At 43.4% G+C, this 20,009-nt stretch carries 13 protein-coding genes and 1 tRNA gene; 1 reads left to right on the forward strand and 13 read right to left on the reverse strand.

Going from position 1 to position 20,009, the window contains the following annotated elements; genetic code table 11:
* From WA256_RS19445 to WA256_RS19505, 13 genes are all read right to left on the reverse strand, one after another.
* Positions 1-141, reverse strand: a 141-nt coding sequence (locus tag WA256_RS19445) for a GTP-binding protein (RefSeq protein ID WP_244664431.1), incomplete at its 3' end; no start/stop codon positions are given.
* A gap of 60 nt (positions 142-201) precedes the next feature.
* Positions 202-2,316, reverse strand: a complete 2,115-nt coding sequence (gene fusA / locus WA256_RS19450; protein WP_054563999.1) for an elongation factor G — start codon at positions 2,314-2,316, stop codon at positions 202-204.
* Between the two features lie 27 nt (positions 2,317-2,343).
* On the reverse strand, positions 2,344-2,814 hold the full coding sequence (gene rpsG, locus WA256_RS19455; RefSeq protein WP_054554834.1) for a 30S ribosomal protein S7: 471 nt from the start codon (positions 2,812-2,814) through the stop codon (positions 2,344-2,346).
* 97 nt (positions 2,815-2,911) lie between these two features.
* Positions 2,912-3,286 (reverse strand): 30S ribosomal protein S12, encoded by a 375-nt coding sequence (gene rpsL / locus WA256_RS19460; RefSeq protein WP_002958885.1) that lies wholly within the window; start codon positions 3,284-3,286, stop codon positions 2,912-2,914.
* Positions 3,287-3,478: 192 nt separating this feature from the next.
* Positions 3,479-7,651 carry a DNA-directed RNA polymerase subunit beta' gene (rpoC, locus tag WA256_RS19465; RefSeq protein ID WP_062564380.1) on the reverse strand — a complete coding sequence of 1,391 codons (4,173 nt, stop codon included), beginning with the start codon at positions 7,649-7,651 and terminating at the stop codon, positions 3,479-3,481.
* Between the two features lie 97 nt (positions 7,652-7,748).
* The gene (gene rpoB / locus WA256_RS19470; RefSeq protein WP_335993004.1) at positions 7,749-11,774 is read right to left on the reverse strand and encodes a DNA-directed RNA polymerase subunit beta; all 4,026 of its coding nucleotides are present in this window, start codon (positions 11,772-11,774) and stop codon (positions 7,749-7,751) included.
* A gap of 272 nt (positions 11,775-12,046) precedes the next feature.
* Positions 12,047-12,409 carry a 50S ribosomal protein L7/L12 gene (rplL, locus tag WA256_RS19475; RefSeq protein ID WP_054554830.1) on the reverse strand — a complete coding sequence of 121 codons (363 nt, stop codon included), beginning with the start codon at positions 12,407-12,409 and terminating at the stop codon, positions 12,047-12,049.
* Between the two features lie 81 nt (positions 12,410-12,490).
* A complete protein-coding gene (rplJ, locus tag WA256_RS19480; protein ID WP_054554829.1) occupies positions 12,491-12,985 on the reverse strand; it encodes a 50S ribosomal protein L10 in 495 nt (164 codons plus the stop codon).
* Positions 12,986-13,304: 319 nt separating this feature from the next.
* A complete protein-coding gene (gene rplA, locus WA256_RS19485) occupies positions 13,305-14,009 on the reverse strand; it encodes a 50S ribosomal protein L1 (RefSeq protein ID WP_054564002.1) in 705 nt (234 codons plus the stop codon).
* Positions 14,010-14,013: 4 nt separating this feature from the next.
* Complete coding sequence (gene rplK / locus WA256_RS19490) at positions 14,014-14,442, reverse strand: 50S ribosomal protein L11 (RefSeq protein ID WP_054554827.1); 429 nt, start codon at positions 14,440-14,442, stop codon at positions 14,014-14,016.
* Positions 14,443-14,656: 214 nt separating this feature from the next.
* Positions 14,657-15,214 carry a transcription termination/antitermination protein NusG gene (nusG, locus tag WA256_RS19495; RefSeq protein WP_054554826.1) on the reverse strand — a complete coding sequence of 186 codons (558 nt, stop codon included), beginning with the start codon at positions 15,212-15,214 and terminating at the stop codon, positions 14,657-14,659.
* Positions 15,215-15,218: 4 nt separating this feature from the next.
* Positions 15,219-15,596, reverse strand: coding sequence for a preprotein translocase subunit SecE (gene secE, locus WA256_RS19500; RefSeq protein WP_036971579.1), 378 nt, complete (start codon positions 15,594-15,596; stop codon positions 15,219-15,221).
* A 132-nt stretch (positions 15,597-15,728) separates the two neighbouring features.
* Positions 15,729-15,805: transfer RNA gene (locus tag WA256_RS19505), tRNA-Trp, on the reverse strand.
* Positions 15,806-15,967: 162 nt separating this feature from the next.
* Between WA256_RS19505 and WA256_RS19510 the strand changes: the two genes are divergently transcribed.
* The gene (locus WA256_RS19510) at positions 15,968-19,906 is read left to right on the forward strand and encodes a hybrid sensor histidine kinase/response regulator transcription factor (RefSeq protein WP_335993010.1); all 3,939 of its coding nucleotides are present in this window, start codon (positions 15,968-15,970) and stop codon (positions 19,904-19,906) included.
* The last annotated feature ends 103 nt before the right edge of the window (positions 19,907-20,009 follow it).

Consider the following 20,009-nt stretch of genomic DNA (forward strand, 5'->3'; position numbering starts at 1 on the left):
GAAGTCTTTAGCTACACCACCGTATACTTTTGCAAGTACGTTAGTGATTGCTGCTGTTAGAGTTGTTTTACCGTGGTCAACGTGGCCGATTGTACCAACGTTTACGTGCGGTTTTACGCGTTCAAACTTTTCTTTTGCCATCTTAAAAAATTCCTATAAAGAAATTAACGCCTGACCCACTATTGGGCCAGACAAGCTAAATCATATAACAGCGCGAGCTGCAATTATTGCATCTGCAACGTTTTTAGCGGCTTCTGCATACTTCAAAAACTCCATAGAGTAAGATGCACGGCCTTGTGTTGCAGATCGCAGATCAGTTGCATAACCAAACATTTCAGAAAGTGGTACTTGCGCATTAATTTGCTTAAGACCACCGAATGCTTCTTCCATGCCTTCGATCATGCCGCGGCGACGGTTTAAGTCACCAACTACATCACCCATGTTTTCTTCAGGAGTGATAACTTCAACCTTCATTACTGGTTCTAGAAGAGCTGGGTTTGCTTCAAGCGCACCTTTCTTCATCGCCATTGAACCTGCAATCTTAAATGCCATTTCATTCGAGTCTACATCATGGAATGAACCATCATATAGAGTCGCTTTAACGCCAAGTAATGGGTAGCCAGCAAGCACACCTTGAGACATTTGCTCTTGGATGCCTTTGTCTACCGCAGGGATGTATTCTTTAGGAACGGCACCACCAACGATTTCGTTAACGAACTCGTAAGTTGGCGCTTCATCATCCGAAATATCCATCGGTTCAAGTTTAAGCCAGACGTGACCATATTGACCACGACCACCTGATTGACGTACGAACTTCCCTTCAACTTCAACAGCTGAACGGATAGCTTCACGGTATGCTACCTGCGGCTTACCAACGTTACATTCAACACTGAATTCACGTTTCATACGGTCGACAATGATATCAAGGTGAAGTTCACCCATGCCAGAAATAATAGTCTGGCCTGATTCTTCGTCAGTTTGTACTCTGAAAGATGGATCTTCTGCCGCTAGTTTACCTAACGCGATTCCCATCTTATCTTGGTCAGCTACTGTGCGAGGCTCAACCGCAACAGAGATAACTGGCTCTGGGAACTCCATACGCTCAAGCGTAATAATTGAGTTCGGATCACACAGTGTCTCACCTGTTGTTACGTCTTTAAGACCAATAGCCGCTGCGATGTCGCCTGCGTAGACTACTTTGATCTCTTCACGTGAGTTTGAATGCATCTGAACGATACGACCAAGTCGCTCACGCTTACTTTTAACTGGATTGTATACCGCATCACCCTGTTTAACAGTACCAGAGTAAACACGGAAGAAGGTCAAGGTGCCAACGAACGGGTCTGTCGCAATCTTAAAAGCAAGTGCGGCAAACGGTGCGTTGTCATCAGCAGGACGTTCTTCCTCAGTACCATCTTCAACGATACCTTGGATTTGTTTCACTTGTGTTGGCGCAGGCATATATTCGATAACAGCATCAAGCACAGCTTGAACACCCTTATTCTTAAATGCACTACCACACGTCATTGGAACAATTTCGTTTGCTAATGTGCGCTGACGTAAAGCTGCTTTAATTTCAGCTTCGGTCAGGTCTTCACCTTCTAGATATTTGTCCATTAGTTCTTCTGATGCTTCAGCAGCGCTCTCAACCATGTGAGAACGCCATTCTTCTGCAAGCTCCAGAAGCTCTGCCGGAATGTCCTCATAAGTGAAAGTCATGCCTTGATCTTCGGCATTCCAGTTAATGGCTTTCATCTTAATAAGGTCAATAACACCTTTAAAGTCGTCTTCAGCACCAATTGGTAGCTGAATTGGAACAGGCGTTGCTCCAAGACGAGATTTCACCTGGTCCACAACTGTTAAGAAGTCAGCGCCAGTGCGATCCATTTTGTTTACGAAGATCATGCGAGGAACTTCGTATTTGTTCGCTTGACGCCAAACTGTCTCAGTTTGCGGCTGTACACCAGATGAAGCACAAAGAACAACTACCGCACCATCTAGTACGCGTAAAGAACGCTCTACTTCGATAGTGAAATCTACGTGTCCTGGTGTATCAATAATATTGATGCGATGGTCGTCAAATTGAGCGTCCATCCCTTTCCAGAAACACGTTGTTGCAGCAGAAGTGATTGTGATACCACGCTCTTGTTCCTGCTCCATCCAATCCATAGTTGCAGCACCATCATGTACTTCACCGATCTTATGAGAAAGACCCGTGTAGAACAGAACACGTTCTGTTGTGGTGGTTTTACCTGCATCTACGTGAGCGCAAATACCGATATTGCGATAGCGCTCAAGTGGAGTTGTACGTGCCATATGATCCTCTTAAAGGTTAAGGGCAGATTACCAACGGTAATGAGCGAATGCTTTATTCGCTTCAGCCATACGGTGAACGTCTTCACGTTTCTTAACCGCAGTGCCTTTGTTGTCAGCAGCGTCAACGATTTCTTGAGCTAAACGTAAGCCCATAGATTTTTCGCCACGCTTACGTGCAGCGTCTACTAACCAACGCATACCTAATGCGTTGCGACGTACTGGACGTACTTCAACTGGTACTTGGTACGTTGAACCACCAACACGGCGAGATTTAACCTCTACCTGTGGGCGAACGTTTTCAAGTGCAGCTTCAAAGATTTCAAGGTGCGACTTGCCTGATTTCTCAGCAGCCACGTCTAACGCACCATAAACGATTTTTTCAGCAGTAGATTTCTTGCCGTCTAACATTACTACGTTAACGAATTTAGCAAGAAGTTCCGATCCGAACTTAGGATCTGGAAGAATTTTACGTTGACCTATTACGCGTCTTCTAGGCATTTTGTATCTCCGGTATCTTCAGGTTTGCTCTTTTAGAGTCAATACCCAAAACAATTAATTTAAAAATTTAGTGCTTGGCCTTACTAACGGAGAACCATTAGCCCTTAGGGCGTTTAGCACCGTATTTAGAACGAGCTTGACGACGGTCGCTAACGCCTGCACAGTCAAGTGCACCACGTACAGTGTGGAAACGCACACCTGGTAAGTCTTTAACACGACCACCACGGATTAGGATTACACTGTGCTCTTGTAAGTTGTGGCCTTCACCACCAATGTAAGATGTTACTTCGAAACCGTTAGTTAAACGAACACGCGCTACTTTACGTAATGCAGAGTTTGGTTTCTTAGGTGTAGTTGTATATACACGAGTACATACACCACGCTTTTGCGGACAAGCTTTAAGTGCAGCTGAGTTACTTTTAGTAACTTTGCTACGACGTGGCTTACGCACTAGCTGGTTAATAGTTGCCATTTAAATAGCTCCTGAAATTAAAATTACTACTGAAAAAATAAAAAATCCGCCCTGTTTACATGCTCGTTACAAAACGTGCAGGCAAATGGGTGGCGGAATTTTAATGAGCAAAGTTTAACCTGTCAACCTTAACTCATCGTAAGGCAGAAGATAACTGCCTTACGATTTCTTAATCTATTGATTAAGTTGAGATTATTGGTTTCCAGAGATATCTGCGTTTAGTGCGTCAGTTAGTGCTTGAGTTGCCTCTTCAGCGCTTACTGTTTGCTCTTCAACGATTTCACCTTGCTTGCGACGGTTTAAACGGTCTTGGTGATACGCAAAGCCTGTACCAGCTGGGATCAGACGACCCACGATTACGTTTTCTTTCAGACCACGAAGCTCATCGCTCTTACCATTTACAGCGGCTTCAGTTAGGACACGAGTTGTCTCCTGGAACGATGCTGCAGAAATGAAAGATTCTGTTGCAAGTGACGCTTTAGTGATACCCATTAACTGGATTTCAAACTTCGCTGGGATCTTGCCTTGCTTCTCAAGTTCACGGTTCGCGATATTAACGCGTGCCACTTCAACTTGTTCACCGGCTAAGAACTCAGTGTCACCGCCGTCAAGGATGATACATTTACGTAGCATCTGACGAATAATTGTCTCAATGTGCTTGTCATTGATCTTAACGCCTTGCAAGCGGTAAACCTCTTGCACTTCGTTAACGATGTAGTTAGCTACATGAGTTACACCACGTAGGCGTAAGATGTCATGTGGTGATTCTGGACCATCGGCGATAACCTCACCTTTAGACACTTGCTCACCTTCGAACACGTTAAGTTGACGCCATTTAGGGATCATCTCTTCGTATGCGTCACCCTCAGCTGGAGTGATTACAAGACGCTTCTTACCTTTTGTTTCTTTACCGAAGCTGATAGTACCTGTGATTTCTGCAAGGATTGCAGGATCTTTCGGCTTACGTGCTTCGAATAAGTCAGCTACGCGAGGTAGACCACCCGTGATATCACGAGTCTTCGAACCTTCTTGCGGAATACGTGCAAGTACGTCACCTGGGTTTGCAGTTGCACCGTCTGTTACTTCAATCGTTGTGAATGAAGGAAGACGTGTTTCTTGCAGACCACGCTCATCGCTTTCGATGATTAGTTTAGGTTCTTTCGCATTCGCTTTACCTAAGTCTTTAACAACCACACGTGTTAAACCAGTTAACTCGTCTGTTTGTGCTTCGGTATTTGAGTCATCAATGTCGCTGAACGAGATTTTTGACTTGTGCTCAAGAACGATTGGGTGACTATGCGGATCCCAAGTAGCAACGATATCGTTACCTTGAACTTCTGCATTATCTTGTACTGCTAACACAGCACCGTAAGGAACTTTATAACGCTCTTTCTCACGACCAAAGCTATCGATGATAGTGATCTCTGTTGAACGAGACGTGATAACAATCTTACCGTCTGTGTTTAATACGTACTTCGCATTGTGTAACTTCAATGTACCGTTAGTTTTAACTTGTACACTGTTTTCAGCAGACGCTCGAGATGCCGCACCACCGATGTGGAAGGTACGCATCGTAAGCTGTGTACCCGGCTCACCGATTGATTGTGCCGCGATAACACCTACTGACTCACCTGGATTGATGATGTGGCCACGCGCAAGGTCACGACCGTAACACTTAGCACATACACCAAAGTCATTATCACAAGTGATTACTGAACGAACGCGTACTTCATCCACTGAGTGCTCTTCTAAAAGGTCACACAGTTTTTCGTCAAGCATAACGTTACGCTCAACAAGTACTTCGTTAGTATTTGGAATTAATACATCTTCAGCAACAACACGACCTAGTACACGTTCACGAAGTGCTTCTACAACGTCACCACCTTCGATAAGCGGTTTCATTGTTAAGCCATCTTCTGTGCCACAGTCGTCTTCGTTGATTACTAAGTCTTGTGCAACGTCTACTAGACGACGCGTTAAGTAACCCGAGTTTGCTGTTTTAAGTGCTGTATCGGCAAGACCTTTACGCGCACCGTGCGTTGAGATGAAGTACTGTAGTACGTTTAGACCTTCACGGAAGTTCGCCGTGATTGGTGTCTCGATGATTGAACCATCTGGACGTGCCATTAGACCACGCATACCCGCTAACTGACGGATCTGAGCGGCGCTACCACGTGCACCTGAGTCTGCCATCATAAACACTGAGTTAAATGAAGATTGCTCTTCTTCTTCGCCTTTCGCGTTGATTACAGTGTCTTTTGATAAGTTCGCCATCATCTCACGTGATAAGTTTTCATTTACACGTGACCAGATATCGATAACTTTGTTGTACTTTTCACCAGCCGTTACAAGACCTGATTGGAATTGTTGGTTGATTTCAGTTACTTCAGCTTCCGCTGATTCAATGATTTCTGCTTTAACCGGTGGGATAACTAAGTCATCGATACCGATTGAAACACCTGACTTCATCGCGTAGTGGAAACCTGTGTACATTACTTGGTCAGCAAAGATAACGGTATCTTTAAGACCTAGACGACGGTAACACTCGTTTAATAAGCCAGAAATTTGTTTCTTACCTAGGGCTTGGTTGATTAACTCAAACGGCATGCCTTTAGGTAGGATTAGTGAAAGAATTGCACGACCTACTGTTGTTTCAACAATAGATACTTGCTCAACTGCTTCACCTTCTTCATTGTTAACTGTTTCGCTAATACGTACTTTTACGCGCGCATGTAGCTCAGCATTACCACTGCGGTATGCTTTTTCAGCTTCTTTAGGATCTTTAAATACAGTACCTTCGCCTTTCGCATTGATGCGATCACGAGTCATGTAGTAAAGACCTAATACAACGTCCTGTGAAGGAACGATGATTGGCTCACCATTCGCTGGAGATAGGATGTTGTTTGTAGACATCATTAGAGCACGTGCTTCTAACTGTGCTTCAAGCGTTAACGGTACGTGTACCGCCATTTGGTCACCATCGAAGTCAGCGTTGTACGCCGCACAAACTAATGGGTGTAAATGGATCGCTTTACCTTCGATAAGCACAGGTTCGAACGCTTGGATACCCAAACGGTGAAGTGTTGGTGCACGGTTAAGTAATACTGGATGTTCACGAATTACTTCGTCTAATACATCCCATACTTCTGCCACTTCACGCTCAACCATCTTCTTAGCAGCTTTGATAGTCGTAGCCATGCCGCGACGCTCTAGTTTGCCGTAGATAAATGGTTTGAATAGCTCAAGTGCCATCTTCTTAGGAAGACCACACTGGTGTAGTTTAAGCGTAGGACCTACTGTGATTACAGAACGGCCAGAGTAATCTACACGTTTACCAAGTAAGTTCTGACGGAAACGACCTTGCTTACCTTTGATCATATCAGCAAGCGATTTAAGAGGACGTTTATTAGAACCTGTGATCGCACGACCGCGACGACCGTTATCAAGTAGCGCATCTACCGCTTCTTGTAACATACGTTTTTCGTTGCGTACGATAATGTCTGGTGCTGCTAGATCTAATAGACGCTTAAGACGGTTATTACGGTTAATAACACGACGGTAAAGGTCATTCAGATCAGAAGTCGCAAAACGACCACCGTCTAGTGGTACTAATGGACGTAGATCAGGCGGAAGTACTGGAAGTACTGTCATGATCATCCACTCAGGGTTGTTACCTGATTGGTGGAAAGATTCCATTAATTTAAGACGTTTAGTGATCTTCTTACGCTTAGTTTCAGAGTTAATTGTTGGTAACTCTTCACGCATTTCAGCAATTAATTGGCCAAGATCAAGTTCACGAAGCAAGTCTAATACTGCTTCTGCACCCATCTTCGCTTCAAACTCATCACCGTGCTCTTCAAGTGCATCTAGGTACTCTTCTTCACCTAAAAGCTGACCACGCTCAAGCGTTGTCATACCAGGCTCAGTTACTACGAATGATTCGAAGTAAAGTACGCGCTCGATGTCACGAAGTGTCATGTCTAGCATTAAGCCGATACGTGACGGTAATGATTTTAAGAACCAAATGTGCGCAACAGGGCTCGCAAGCTCAATGTGACCCATACGGTCACGACGCACTTTAGTAAGCGTTACTTCAACGCCACACTTTTCACAAATAACACCACGGTGCTTAAGGCGCTTATATTTACCACATAAACACTCATAATCTTTCACTGGGCCGAAAATACGGGCACAGAATAAGCCGTCGCGCTCAGGCTTGAAAGTACGGTAGTTGATTGTCTCAGGTTTCTTTACTTCACCGTATGACCATGAACGAACCATATCTGGCGAAGCAAGACCAATGCGAATTGCATCGAATTCTTCGGTCTTATTTTGTTGCTTCAGAAACTTAAGTAAGTCTTTCACCTTAGCTCTCCTGTCGGAGGTTAATCTTGAGGGCGAACCAATCGCCCCTACATTCTATTCGGCCTAACAGGTGCGGCTTACGCCGCACCTAAATGGCTTAATTTTCTTCCAACTCGATGTTGATACCCAGTGAGCGGATTTCTTTCAACAATACGTTGAACGATTCTGGCATACCTGGTTCCATCTTATGGTTACCATCTACGATGTTCTTATACATCTTAGTACGACCGTTCACGTCATCCGATTTCACTGTTAGCATTTCTTGTAGAGTATATGCAGCACCGTAAGCTTCTAGTGCCCACACCTCCATCTCACCGAAACGCTGGCCACCGAACTGAGCTTTACCACCCAGCGGCTGCTGAGTAACAAGGCTGTAAGAACCAGTTGAACGTGCGTGCATCTTGTCATCAACCAAGTGGTTAAGTTTCAGCATGTACATGTAACCAACAGTTACTTGACGTTCGAACTGATCGCCAGTACGGCCATCATAAAGTGTAACTTGACCGCTTCTTGGATAACCACCAAGCTCTAGTAAGTCTTTGATTTCGCTTTCACGAGCACCATCAAAGGCTGGAGTTGCGATCGGTAAACCACCTTTCAAGTTATCAGCTAAGCGACGAACTTCATCATCAGAGAACGAGTCGATATCAACTTTCTGACGACAATCACCTAATTCGTAAACTTTCTTAACGAAGCTACGGATTTCGTGCAGTTCACGCTGCTCTTTCATCATTTCTTCTAAACGCTCACCCACACCACGTGCAGCAAGACCCATGTGTGTTTCTAGGATCTGACCGATGTTCATACGTGATGGTACACCTAGCGGGTTCAGAACGATGTCTACCGTACGACCTTTGTCATCGTATGGCATATCTTCTACTGGTACGATAGTCGAGATAACACCTTTGTTACCGTGACGACCCGCCATCTTATCACCCGGTTGGATACGACGTTTAACAGCTAGGTATACTTTAACAATCTTAAGTACGCCTGGTGCTAGGTCATCACCTTGAGTGATCTTACGACGTTTGTTTTCAAACTTCTTATCGTATTCAGCTTTAAGCTCATCGTACTGGGCAGCTAGTTGCTCAAGTTCAGCTTGCTTGTCTTCTTCAGCAAGGCTTTGAGTAAGCAGCTTTTCAGCATTTAGTGATACAATTGAATCTGCGTTCAGACCTGCGTCAACAAGTAGCTTACGAGCACGGTCTAATACACCTGCTTCTAAGATACGGAACTCTTCGTTGAAGTCTTTCTTCGCTTCGCGAAGCTGCATGTCTTCAACTTCTAACGCACGCTTATCTTTTTCAACACCGTCACGGGTGAAAACTTGTACGTCGATTACGGTACCAGTTACAGAGTTTGGTACGCGTAAAGAGCTGTCTTTAACGTCTGACGCTTTCTCACCGAAGATAGCACGTAGTAGCTTTTCTTCTGGTGTTAATTGCGTTTCGCCTTTCGGAGTCACTTTACCTACTAGGATATCGCCGCCTTTAACTTCAGCACCGATATAAACAACGCCTGACTCATCAAGCTTGCCTAGTGCAGACTCACCTACGTTAGGGATATCTGCTGTGATCTCTTCAGGACCTAATTTAGTATCACGTGCGATACATTGTAGTTCTTGAATGTGGATAGTCGTTAGACGATCTTCTTGAACTACACGCTCAGATAGTAGGATTGAATCCTCGAAGTTATAACCGTTCCATGGCATGAATGCCACGCGAAGGTTTTGACCAAGTGCTAAGTCACCTAAGTCAGTCGAAGGACCATCTGCTAATACGTCACCACGTGTTACCGGCTCACCAACCATACAAGTTGGTTTTTGGTTAATACATGTATTTTGGTTTGAGCGAGTGTATTTAGTAAGGTTGTAAATATCGATGCCCGCTTCACCTGGAATACGCTCATCTTCATGTACATTTACAACGATGCGGCTTGCATCCGCATACATTACTTCACCACCACGCTTAGCAACGATAGTTACACCAGAATCTTTCGCTAGTGTAAGCTCGATACCTGTACCTACCAGCGGTTTGTCCGCGATAAGTGTTGGTACGGCTTGACGTTGCATGTTTGAACCCATCAATGCACGGTTAGCATCATCGTGTTCTAGGAACGGGATAAGTGCTGCCGCTACAGAGATCACCTGTTGTGGTGATACGTCCATATATTGTTGGTCCATTTTGCCCATAAAGGTTGATTCACCTTTGTGACGACATGGAATTAGTTCATCAACAAACTCATTGTTTTCGTTCAAGTTTGAGTTCGCTTGAGCGATAACAAACTGACCTTCTTCAATGGCTGATAAGTAATCTACTTCATCAGTAACTACACCGTTTACCACTTTACGGTAAGGTGTTTCTAAGAAACCATAGTCATTCGTACGTGCGTACGTAGACAATGAGTTAATTAGACCGATGTTTGGACCCTCAGGCGTTTCGATTGGACATACACGACCATAGTGAGTTACGTGAACGTCTCGAACCTCGAAGCCAGCGCGTTCACGTGTTAAACCACCCGGGCCTAATGCAGAAATACGACGCTTGTGCGTTACTTCTGAAAGCGGGTTATTTTGGTCCATGAACTGTGATAACTGAGATGAACCAAAGAACTCTTTAACCGCAGCCGAAATAGGCTTAGCGTTAATAAGATCTTGTGGCATTACAGCGTCAAGGTCACCTAAGCTTAAACGCTCACGTACAGCACGCTCAACACGTACTAGACCAACGCGGAATTGGTTCTCAGCCATTTCGCCAACACTACGGATACGACGGTTGCCTAAGTGGTCGATATCATCAACATCGCCAACACCGTTACGAATAGCGATAAGCACTTTCATAACAGCTACGATGTCTTCTTTCGATAATGTGCCAGGGCCAGTATCTGAGTCATAACCTACACGGCTATTAAACTTCATACGACCAACTGTTGATAAATCGTAACGCTCGTCAGAGAAGAACAAGTTATCAAATAAGGCTTCAGCCGCGTCTTTCGTCGGTGGCTCGCCTGGGCGCATCATGCGATAAATTTCTACTAATGCTTCTAAACGGTTGCTTGTTGTGTCGATACGTAATGTATCTGACATGTAGGCGCCGCTGTCCACTTCGTTGATATATAGTGTATCAATCTTAGTGTGACCTGCTTTAACCAATTCAGCCATTAGCTCAAGTGATAGCTCATCATTCGCGTTTGCGATGATCTCACCAGTTGACTCATCAACATAGTTTCTAGCTACAACACGACCAATGATGTACTCATGCGGTACTTCTAATTGGTTAATACCTTTTTTCTCGATGTTCTTGATGTGACGCGCAGTAATACGACGACCCGCTTCAACAAGGACTTCACCGTCTTCGCCTTTGATATCAAAAGCGGCAGTTTCACCACGTAAGCGTGAAGGAACAAGTTCCATAAGAACTTTACCGTCAGCAACTTCAAACGCAGTTGTATCGAAGAATATCTCTAGGATTTCATCCGTTGAGTACTCAAGTGCACGTAGGATGATTGACGCCGGTAATTTACGACGACGGTCAATACGTACATAAAGGTTATCTTTTGCATCAAACTCGAAGTCTAACCATGAACCACGGTAAGGAATTACACGCGCGTTATAAAGTACTTTACCTGACGAGTGAGTTTTACCGCGGTCGTTATCAAAGAATACACCAGGGCTACGGTGTAGCTGAGAAACGATAACACGCTCTGTACCATTGATAACAAAGGTACCGGTATCAGTCATGAGCGGAATTTCGCCCATGTAAACTTCTTGCTCTTTAATGTCTTTAACTGTGCCTGGTGCTTCTTTGTCCATCACCACAAGACGCAATTTTACGCGAAGTGGAGCAGAATAAGTCACACCGCGAATTTGACATTCTTTTACATCGAATACTGGCTCACCAATACGATAACTTACGTATTGAAGCTCAGAATTTCCCGAGTAGCTTTTGATAGGAAACACAGAACGGAAAGCAGCTTCCAAACCGTGATCGCCATCAGCGTCAGGGACTAAGAATTTTTTAAACGATTCTAACTGCGTCGACAGTAAGAAAGGTATATCCAAAACTTGTGGACGTTTACCAAAATCCTTACGGATACGTTTCTTTTCAGAATAAGAGTAAGCCATGGGGTTCCTCAGCTTGCTGATCTTTGACCCGACCTGTTCTTGTAAGAACAGACTTAACTGGCATCTAAGCCAAGATGTACAACATTAAATTGTTGTTCTATTTTGCTCTGACACTTTCAACACCAAACTAGGTAACAACTTGAAAGTAAAGAGAAAATTAGATTTTATTTGCGTTACAGGATTGCATCGCTCTATAGCGCAAAAAGGCCGGTGATTAAATAATCACCAGCCCTTGCCTGATTACTCAGGCAGCGAACCTAGCGTAAGCTAGATTACTTAACCTCAACTTCAGCACCAGCTTCAGTAAGGTCTTTTGCAAGTGCTTCAGCTTCTTCTTTAGATACACCTTCTTTGATAGGTGCAGGAGCAGCTTCAACAAGTGCTTTAGCTTCTTTAAGGCCAAGACCAGTAGCACCACGTACAGCTTTGATAGCTGCAACCTTGTTAGCGCCAGCGCCAGTAAGGATTACGTCGAACTCAGTCTTTTCTTCAGCTGCTTCAGCAGCAGGACCAGCAACAACAGCAGCAGCTGCAGTTACGCCGAATTTTTCTTCCATTGCTTCAACTAGAGCAACAACGTCCATTACTGACATTTCAGCAATAGCATCAAGGATTTGGTCTTTAGTTACAGACATTACAAATTTCCTAATTATTACGGACTAAATATAGCCCAAAAAAAATATTACACCGAAAGTGAACAAAAAAACAGCTTAAAATTAAGCAGCTTGCTCTTCTTTCTGTACACGTACTGCTTCAATTGTTTTACACAATTTACCTGCAGACGCTTCTTTCATAGCGCTCATTAAGCGTGCAACAGCTTCGTCGTAAGTAGGTAGAGTTGCTAGCATAGCTGCGTCTACTACGTTACCTTCAAATGCAGCCGTCTTAACTTCGAATTTCTCGTTCTTCTTCGCGAAATCTTTGAAGATACGCGCAGCAGCACCTGGGTGCTCTGAAGAGAAAGCGATTAAGCTTGGACCTACAAGTGAGTCAGAAAGGCACTCAAAATCTGTACCTTCAACAGCACGTTTAGCTAAAGTGTTACGAACAACTTTCATCCATACACCAGCTTCACGAGCTTCTTTACGAAGGGCAGTGATAGCACCAACTGTTACACCACGAGAATCTGCAACAACTGCAGAAAGAGCACCAGTGGCTGCTTCGTTGACTTCAGCAACAATTGCTTTTTTGCCTTGAAGATTTAAAGCCATGGGTGTTACTCCTGGTTTAATGGGTTGCCGAAATTGGCTTCCCTGTTCTACTCTTCCCCATCAAAGATGGAGATGCTTTTTACGGCGAGAGCCAGAAGATTAGGAAAAATCTATCTGGGGATTCACACCGTCTACGTAGGTAAAATATTAAGGCCGAAGCCGCCTACGGTCTTGGACGGAAGTCCAATTTATCGTTTTTACCCGAAGGCATTACGAAATTATGGACTTCAACCCGAATTCTTTACTTGTTTCGAAATTAACTTTCTCAACAAAATGGCGCAAAATTATAGTTCAAATTTCGCGCCATGTAAACTCTTAATTAAGCAACAACTGTGCTTAGAGAGTTTTGGTCAACAGCAACACCTGCGCCCATTGTTGTAGAGATAGTTACTTTCTTCACGTAAGTACCTTTTGCTTGAGAAGGTTTAGCCTTCTTAAGCGCAACAATAAGAGCTTCAAGGTTTTGTTGAAGTTGCTCAGCAGTGAAATCAACCTTACCGATAGTAGTATGGATGATACCGTTCTTGTCGTTACGGTAACGAACTTGACCTGCTTTCGCGTTTTTAACTGCTTCTGCAACGTTAGGAGTTACAGTACCAGTTTTAGGGTTTGGCATTAGACCACGTGGACCTAAGATTTGACCTAGTTGACCAACAACACGCATAGCGTCTGGAGATGCAACAACAACGTCAAAGTTCATCTCGCCTTTCTTAACTTGTTCAGCAAGATCTTCCATGCCCACTAATTCAGCACCAGCTTCTTTCGCAGCATCTGCGTTAGCGCCTTGTGTGAATACAGCAACACGAACTTCACGACCAGTACCGTTAGGTAGTACAGTTGCACCACGAACGTTTTGGTCAGATTTACGAGCATCGATACCAAGGTTAACAGCAACGTCAACACTTTCTACGAATTTAGCTGTCGCTAACTCTTTTAAAAGAGCAACTGCTTCGTTGATTTCGTAATCTTTAGTTACATCCACTTTTTCGCGGATTGTACGCATACGTTTAGTTAATTTTGCCATTATCTTAGTCCTCTACGTTCAAGCCCATCGCACGCGCAGAACCTGCGATAGTGCGAACTGCAGCGTCCATATCAGCCGCTGTAAGGTCAGGTCGTTTTGTCTCAACGATTTCTTCAAGTTGAGCACGAGTTACTGTACCCACTTTTTCAGTGTTAGGACGGCCAGAACCTGATTTGATGCCTGCAGCTTTCTTAAGTAAGTAAGCAGCCGGTGGAGTTTTCATGTCGAACGTGAAAGAACGGTCACCGTAAACAGAGATCACTACAGGAACTGGAGCGCCTTTTTCGATAGATTCTGTACGTGCGTTGAACGCTTTACAGAATTCCATGATGTTTACACCGTGTTGACCTAGTGCTGGACCTACTGGAGGACTAGGGTTAGCCATACCAGCGGCAACTTGTAGCTTGATAATAGCTTCAACTTTTTTAGCCATAATAAATACCTCATTTGGTGGGTCATAGCCTTGTGCGCGCGAGGACGCGTACTCTAACGGCTTCCCAGTTTAAAAATTGGTTCTCACTTTTTAGTGATAAAACAAGTTAGAACTTGCCCTAACACAAAAAGGCCGCTGATTATAAGTTAATCAGCGGCCTTTTTCAAGCATATTGCCAAAATATTAAACGATTTTGGCTGCTTTAATTTTTTACTTACTTGTCTTGCTCAACTTGACCAAATTCAAGGTCAACAGGTGTCGAACGACCGAAGATAAGAACAGACACTTTCACGCGGCTCTTCTCGTAATCAACTTCTTCAACAACACCGCTGAAGTCAGCAAATGGACCATCGATAACACGAACAACTTCACCTGGCTCGAATAATGTAGCTGGCTTAGGTGCTTCAGAGTTCTCTTGAAGACGGTTTAAGATGCGGTCAGCTTCTTTTTGGCTAATTGGCGCTGGACGATCAGACGTACCACCAATGAAGCCCATAACACGTGCAGTGCTGTTCACTAAGTGCCAGCTTGCATCGTTCATGTCCATTTGAACTAGTACGTAACCTGGGAAGAATTTGCGCTCAGATTTACGCTTTTGGCCAGCGCGCATCTCAACAACTTCTTCAGTTGGTACTAATACTTCACCAAAACTATCTTCCAAACCTTCGATCTTGATGTGCTCAAGAATAGTTTGTGCTACACGCTTCTCGTAACCAGAGAAAGCTTGTACTACGTACCAACGTAGTTTCTTTTCGTTCTTCTCATCCGACATGGGATTAGATCTCCAATCCAGTTAAAAAGCCTACTGCGCGGAATAAAATGCCATCTAATCCCCAAAGGATAAGCGCCATAATCACAGTTGCAACCATTACAATTAATGTCGTATGTGTTGTTTCTTGGCGAGTTGGCCACACAACTTTACGTACTTCGATACGTGCTTCTTTTGCAAACGCAAGAAAAGTACGACCTTTTTCAGTTAGTGAGGCAATGCCTAAACCAGCTGCAACAGCAACCACTACACCAATAGCACGTAATAATACAGATTGGTCTGCATACATGTGGTTACCAACGACTGCGCCTGCTAGTAGCGCAATTGCTACAATCCACTTTACTGAATCCATCGCACTTGATGGTGTTTCTACATTCGTGCTCATAATATTTTTACCTTAACTACAGACACAACAACCCTGCGCTCTGGCAGGGTTAATCCATTAAAATCTAAACTTAAAAACTGACTTGTTTAAACCGATTTTTAATTTCAGACTTAGCACACATTGTGTAAAAAGTGGCAGGGGCGGAGAGATTCGAACTCCCAACCGTCGGTTTTGGAGACCGCTGTTCTACCAATTGGAACTACGCCCCTGCAAAGTGGATGCCTATTATACTTACGCAATTCATTAACACAAGAGTAAAAGATACCCATTAGTTAAAATCTCATCAGTTCGTTTAAAAATCAATATTAACATTGATTAAAAAGCAGTTTATCATAAACCCATTACAGGAACACGAAATAACATGGATCAGTGTGCTGCTATTAAAATCCCCTTTTAATATTGTATTGTTATGCCTCATTTTGTTGATAGCTAATCAGGCTAGTGCACGTTCTTTACACCTAGGCACTTTTAACAGTCAGCAAGGCCTCAGCCAAAATTCAATCACTTGCAGCATCACCGACCAGCAAGGCTTTTTATGGTTTGCCACACAAGGTGGCTTAAATCGCTTTGATGGTTATGAATTTAAGCGTTTTAAAGCTAACAGTAATGATAAAAGCATTTCAGGGAACTGGATCACCGGTTGTGTCAAAGACAGTAAAAACCAGCTATGGTTTTCGACTGCAAGCAAAGGGCTTAATAGACTCAACCCTAAAACCGGTCTGTTTGAGGTGTTTTCTACACACCATAATGAAAGCCTAAGTGAAGATAAAATTTGGTCTATGGCGTTAGCTAAAGATGATGTTCTGTGGCTAGGCCACGAACACGGTAAGTTAACCCGTTTTGATGTATCAAATAATAGCTTTACACACTTTCACTATAAGTCAGCGCAGCCACTGGTTCGAGACATTGTTATTACCGATGAACTAATTTGGCTTGCCACAGATAAAGGGCTTATTTCATTTGACCCAATTACTGAGCAATTTACTCAGCATGCTCAGATCTCCATGCCGCTCTGGCATCTCAAGTTACTTAATGACGAAAAGCTGCTTATTGGCGCTAAAAAAGGTCTTTATATATTAAATTTAGCTACGCAAAGTAGTGAAAAAATCGAACAGTTTAATGGCGTCTGGATCACAGACAGCCTGATTGACCAACAGCAAAACCTTTGGCTTACAAGCTACGGGCAAGGTCTATACCTTTTACCTGCGGGTGCTGACTTACAAGAGCAATTCACTCAATATCGCCATGACAAACAAAACCCCAACGGCTTAAGCAGCGACTACCTGCTTTCTCTTTTTCAAGACTCTCAAGGCATTATTTGGCTAGGTACTGATGGCTATGGTGTGCACCGCTATGATCCTAAGCAGCAACAGTTCTCTCATCAATTAAAAACCTCTCAAGCAAATTCGTTAAGTCATAACTTTGTTCGTTCAATAGTTAAAAGAGCCAATGGTGAGGTATGGGTTGGCACCCGTGATGGACTCAACCGCAAAACAACGTCTGGTTATCAGCACTTTAAAAACGCCCTACCTAATAACAATATATTTGCCCTACACGAAGATGCTAACCAGCAATTATGGGTTGGTACTTACGGTGGCGGTTTAATTAAGTATCAAGACAGCCTTGATGAGTTTACAACTTTCACCATGCAAAGCCACCAGCTAGCCAGTGATCGTGTTTACGCAATTACCAGCGACAAAACAGGTGCACTTTGGCTAGGTAGTAACCAAGGCTTAACCCGCTTTGAACCAACCTCTGCCAAGGTGACTCACTATCAGCACAATGATGCGCAAAATAGCCTTGCCAACAACACCGTATTTACTTTGGCTTATGACAATGAAGAGCACGCACTATGGATTGGTACCCGAGCAGGACTCAATAAACTCGATATCTCAACAGAGCAATTTAGTTTATTAGATGAGCAAGGTTCAGGCGAGACAGGGCTTAGCCACAATATGGTTACCTCTTTATTACTCAGTGAAGACAGCATTTGGGTTGGCACTATGCAAGGCTTGAATCAGGTCAATAAACATACCCTCACAGTGAAACACATAACTGAGCAGCAAGGATTAGCTAATGACAACGTTTTTGACATTCTTGCCGATAAACAAGGCACGCTTTGGCTTGCAACCAATAGCGGACTCACTCGCTATAACCCCAGCACACAGCAAATGCAGCAGTTTTTGCCTGAAGATGGTATTCAACACCAGTCATTTATATTAGGTGCGAGCTTTCAAGCAGACGATGGCGAATTATTTTTTGGTGGTATTAATGGCTACAATCATTTTTACCCAGAGCAACTAACCTTATCGCACACTCCCCCGACTCCAGTGTTAACTGAGTTATTACTTAATAACCGAGCAATTAAAAGTAATCATTTTGATAAGCAAACCAATACCCTTGCTAGTGCAACTCAGACATTCTCGTTTGCAAAATCAGCGGGGGTTATCGGCTTTAAATTTAGTGCATTAAAAAATGGTGCGACTCCAAAACATTACCAATATGGCTACAAGCTAGCTGGCTTTGATGAGCAATTCTTATATACCGATGCATCCCTTAGGCAAATTAACTATCCGCAATTGCCTGCTGGTAACTACCAGTTATTGCTAAAAGCAAAAGATCAATATGGCCAATGGAGTGACAGTACACAGCTATTAGCGCTTACTGTTGTGCCTCCTTGGTGGCAAACTAAATTAGCCTACGGCATTTATTTTACGTTTGCTTTAGTACTGACTTGGCTTGTGTTAAATGCTTTGTACAAGCGCAAACTAGCAGAGCAAGAGAAGCAAACCGAAATTGAGTTAAACAAACTAAAAGATCAATTTTTAGATAACATTAGCCACGAACTCAAAACACCACTTAGCTTAATACTCGCTCCGATCAGTCAGTTACAGCGAAGCAATGCAGACTCTCAAGCTCAAACGCAATTAGCGAGTATCAAACGTAACTGCCAGCGCTTACTAGAGCTAATCAATCAACTTTTACAATTGAGTCAACGCCCAAGCACGGCAATTTACACTGTCAGCCCCTATTCTATTACGCCATTTTTAACAGATTTAGTGGCGGATTTCAGGCCTCTGTTTGAGCAAAAACAGCTGCAATTTAACTTTACTGACACCACCACTAAAGCCTTTAAGATTAACCTTGCTCCTGAACATGCTCACTCGATTTTTAGTAACCTGATAAGCAATGCACTTAAGTACACCCCTGCAGGTGGCACAGTCGCTATTCACCTTAGTGAAGTGCAACAAGCGTTACAGTTTAAAATTACGGATACCGGTGTGGGTATTGCCAGTGAGCATCAGCAGTCGGTTTTTCAGCGCTTTACTCGCGTAGCATCATCTGAACCAGGTAGTGGTATTGGCCTGAGCTTAGTAAAACAACTCGTTGAACAATACGGTGGTTCTATCAGTGTAAGCAGTAAAATCGCTGAAGGTAGCTGCTTCACTGTATCATTGCCTATGGTTGAAAGTGCTGATAATCACATTAATAGTGCTACGCAAGTTCTTACCTCACAACAGACATTGCTGATTGTTGAGGATAATGAGGAAATGGCAGAGCTGCTCCTTTCTTTATTTAATAACGAGTTTAACTGTATCTGTGCAACTGATGGTCAGCAAGCGCTTGATTTATGCCAAACAGACCTGCCTGAACTCATTATTAGTGATGTGATGATGCCAAATATGGATGGTTATCAATTATTAGCAGCACTGCGTTCAAACCCAGCCACCAGCCATATCCCAGTATTATTACTTTCTGCTAAAGCAGATACCCACAGCCGCTTAAAAGGGCTGGATTTATTGGCTGATGATTTTTTGAGTAAACCTTTTGAGCCTACTCTACTAGTAAGCAGAGTAAAAGGCCTGCTTAATCTAAGACATATTTTAAACCAACATCTAACAGCACAACTGGCAGCTCCTCTGAATAGCGATACAGCGCCAATAACAGTACAAAATAAAGATTATTCCTTCACAGAAAAGCTCAAGCAAGTAGTACAAGTCCATTATCAAGATGAAAGTTTTTCGGTTGAACAACTAGCCTCTGCGTTATGTTTAAGTCCCCGTGCGCTACAACTAAAAATGAAAGCCTTGTACTCGCAAACGCCTTCTGACTATTTACGCAATACTCGCTTAGAATTTTCAAAAAAACAGCTAATCGATAGCGAATTAGCAATTGGTCAAGTCGCGGAGCAAGCCGGTTTTAGTTCACAAAGCTATTTTGCCCGAAGCTTTAAGAGCTATGTTGGCTTATCACCAAAACAGTATCGAGAAAAACATCAAAAACATGCCGAATTTCGCGTCAGTGAATAAAATTTTCGCCTGAGTGCTATTAATAAAACACTGATTTTTATAGCTTATCCATACAAACGTCAATAACAACAAAGCCCATAGTGCGGCGTTATTTACTGCATGA

Origin of the sequence: Pseudoalteromonas sp. CH_XMU1449-3, from assembly GCF_037027245.1 — a bacterium.
In the GTDB taxonomy this organism is placed as follows: Bacteria; Pseudomonadota; Gammaproteobacteria; order Enterobacterales; family Alteromonadaceae; genus Pseudoalteromonas; species Pseudoalteromonas shioyasakiensis.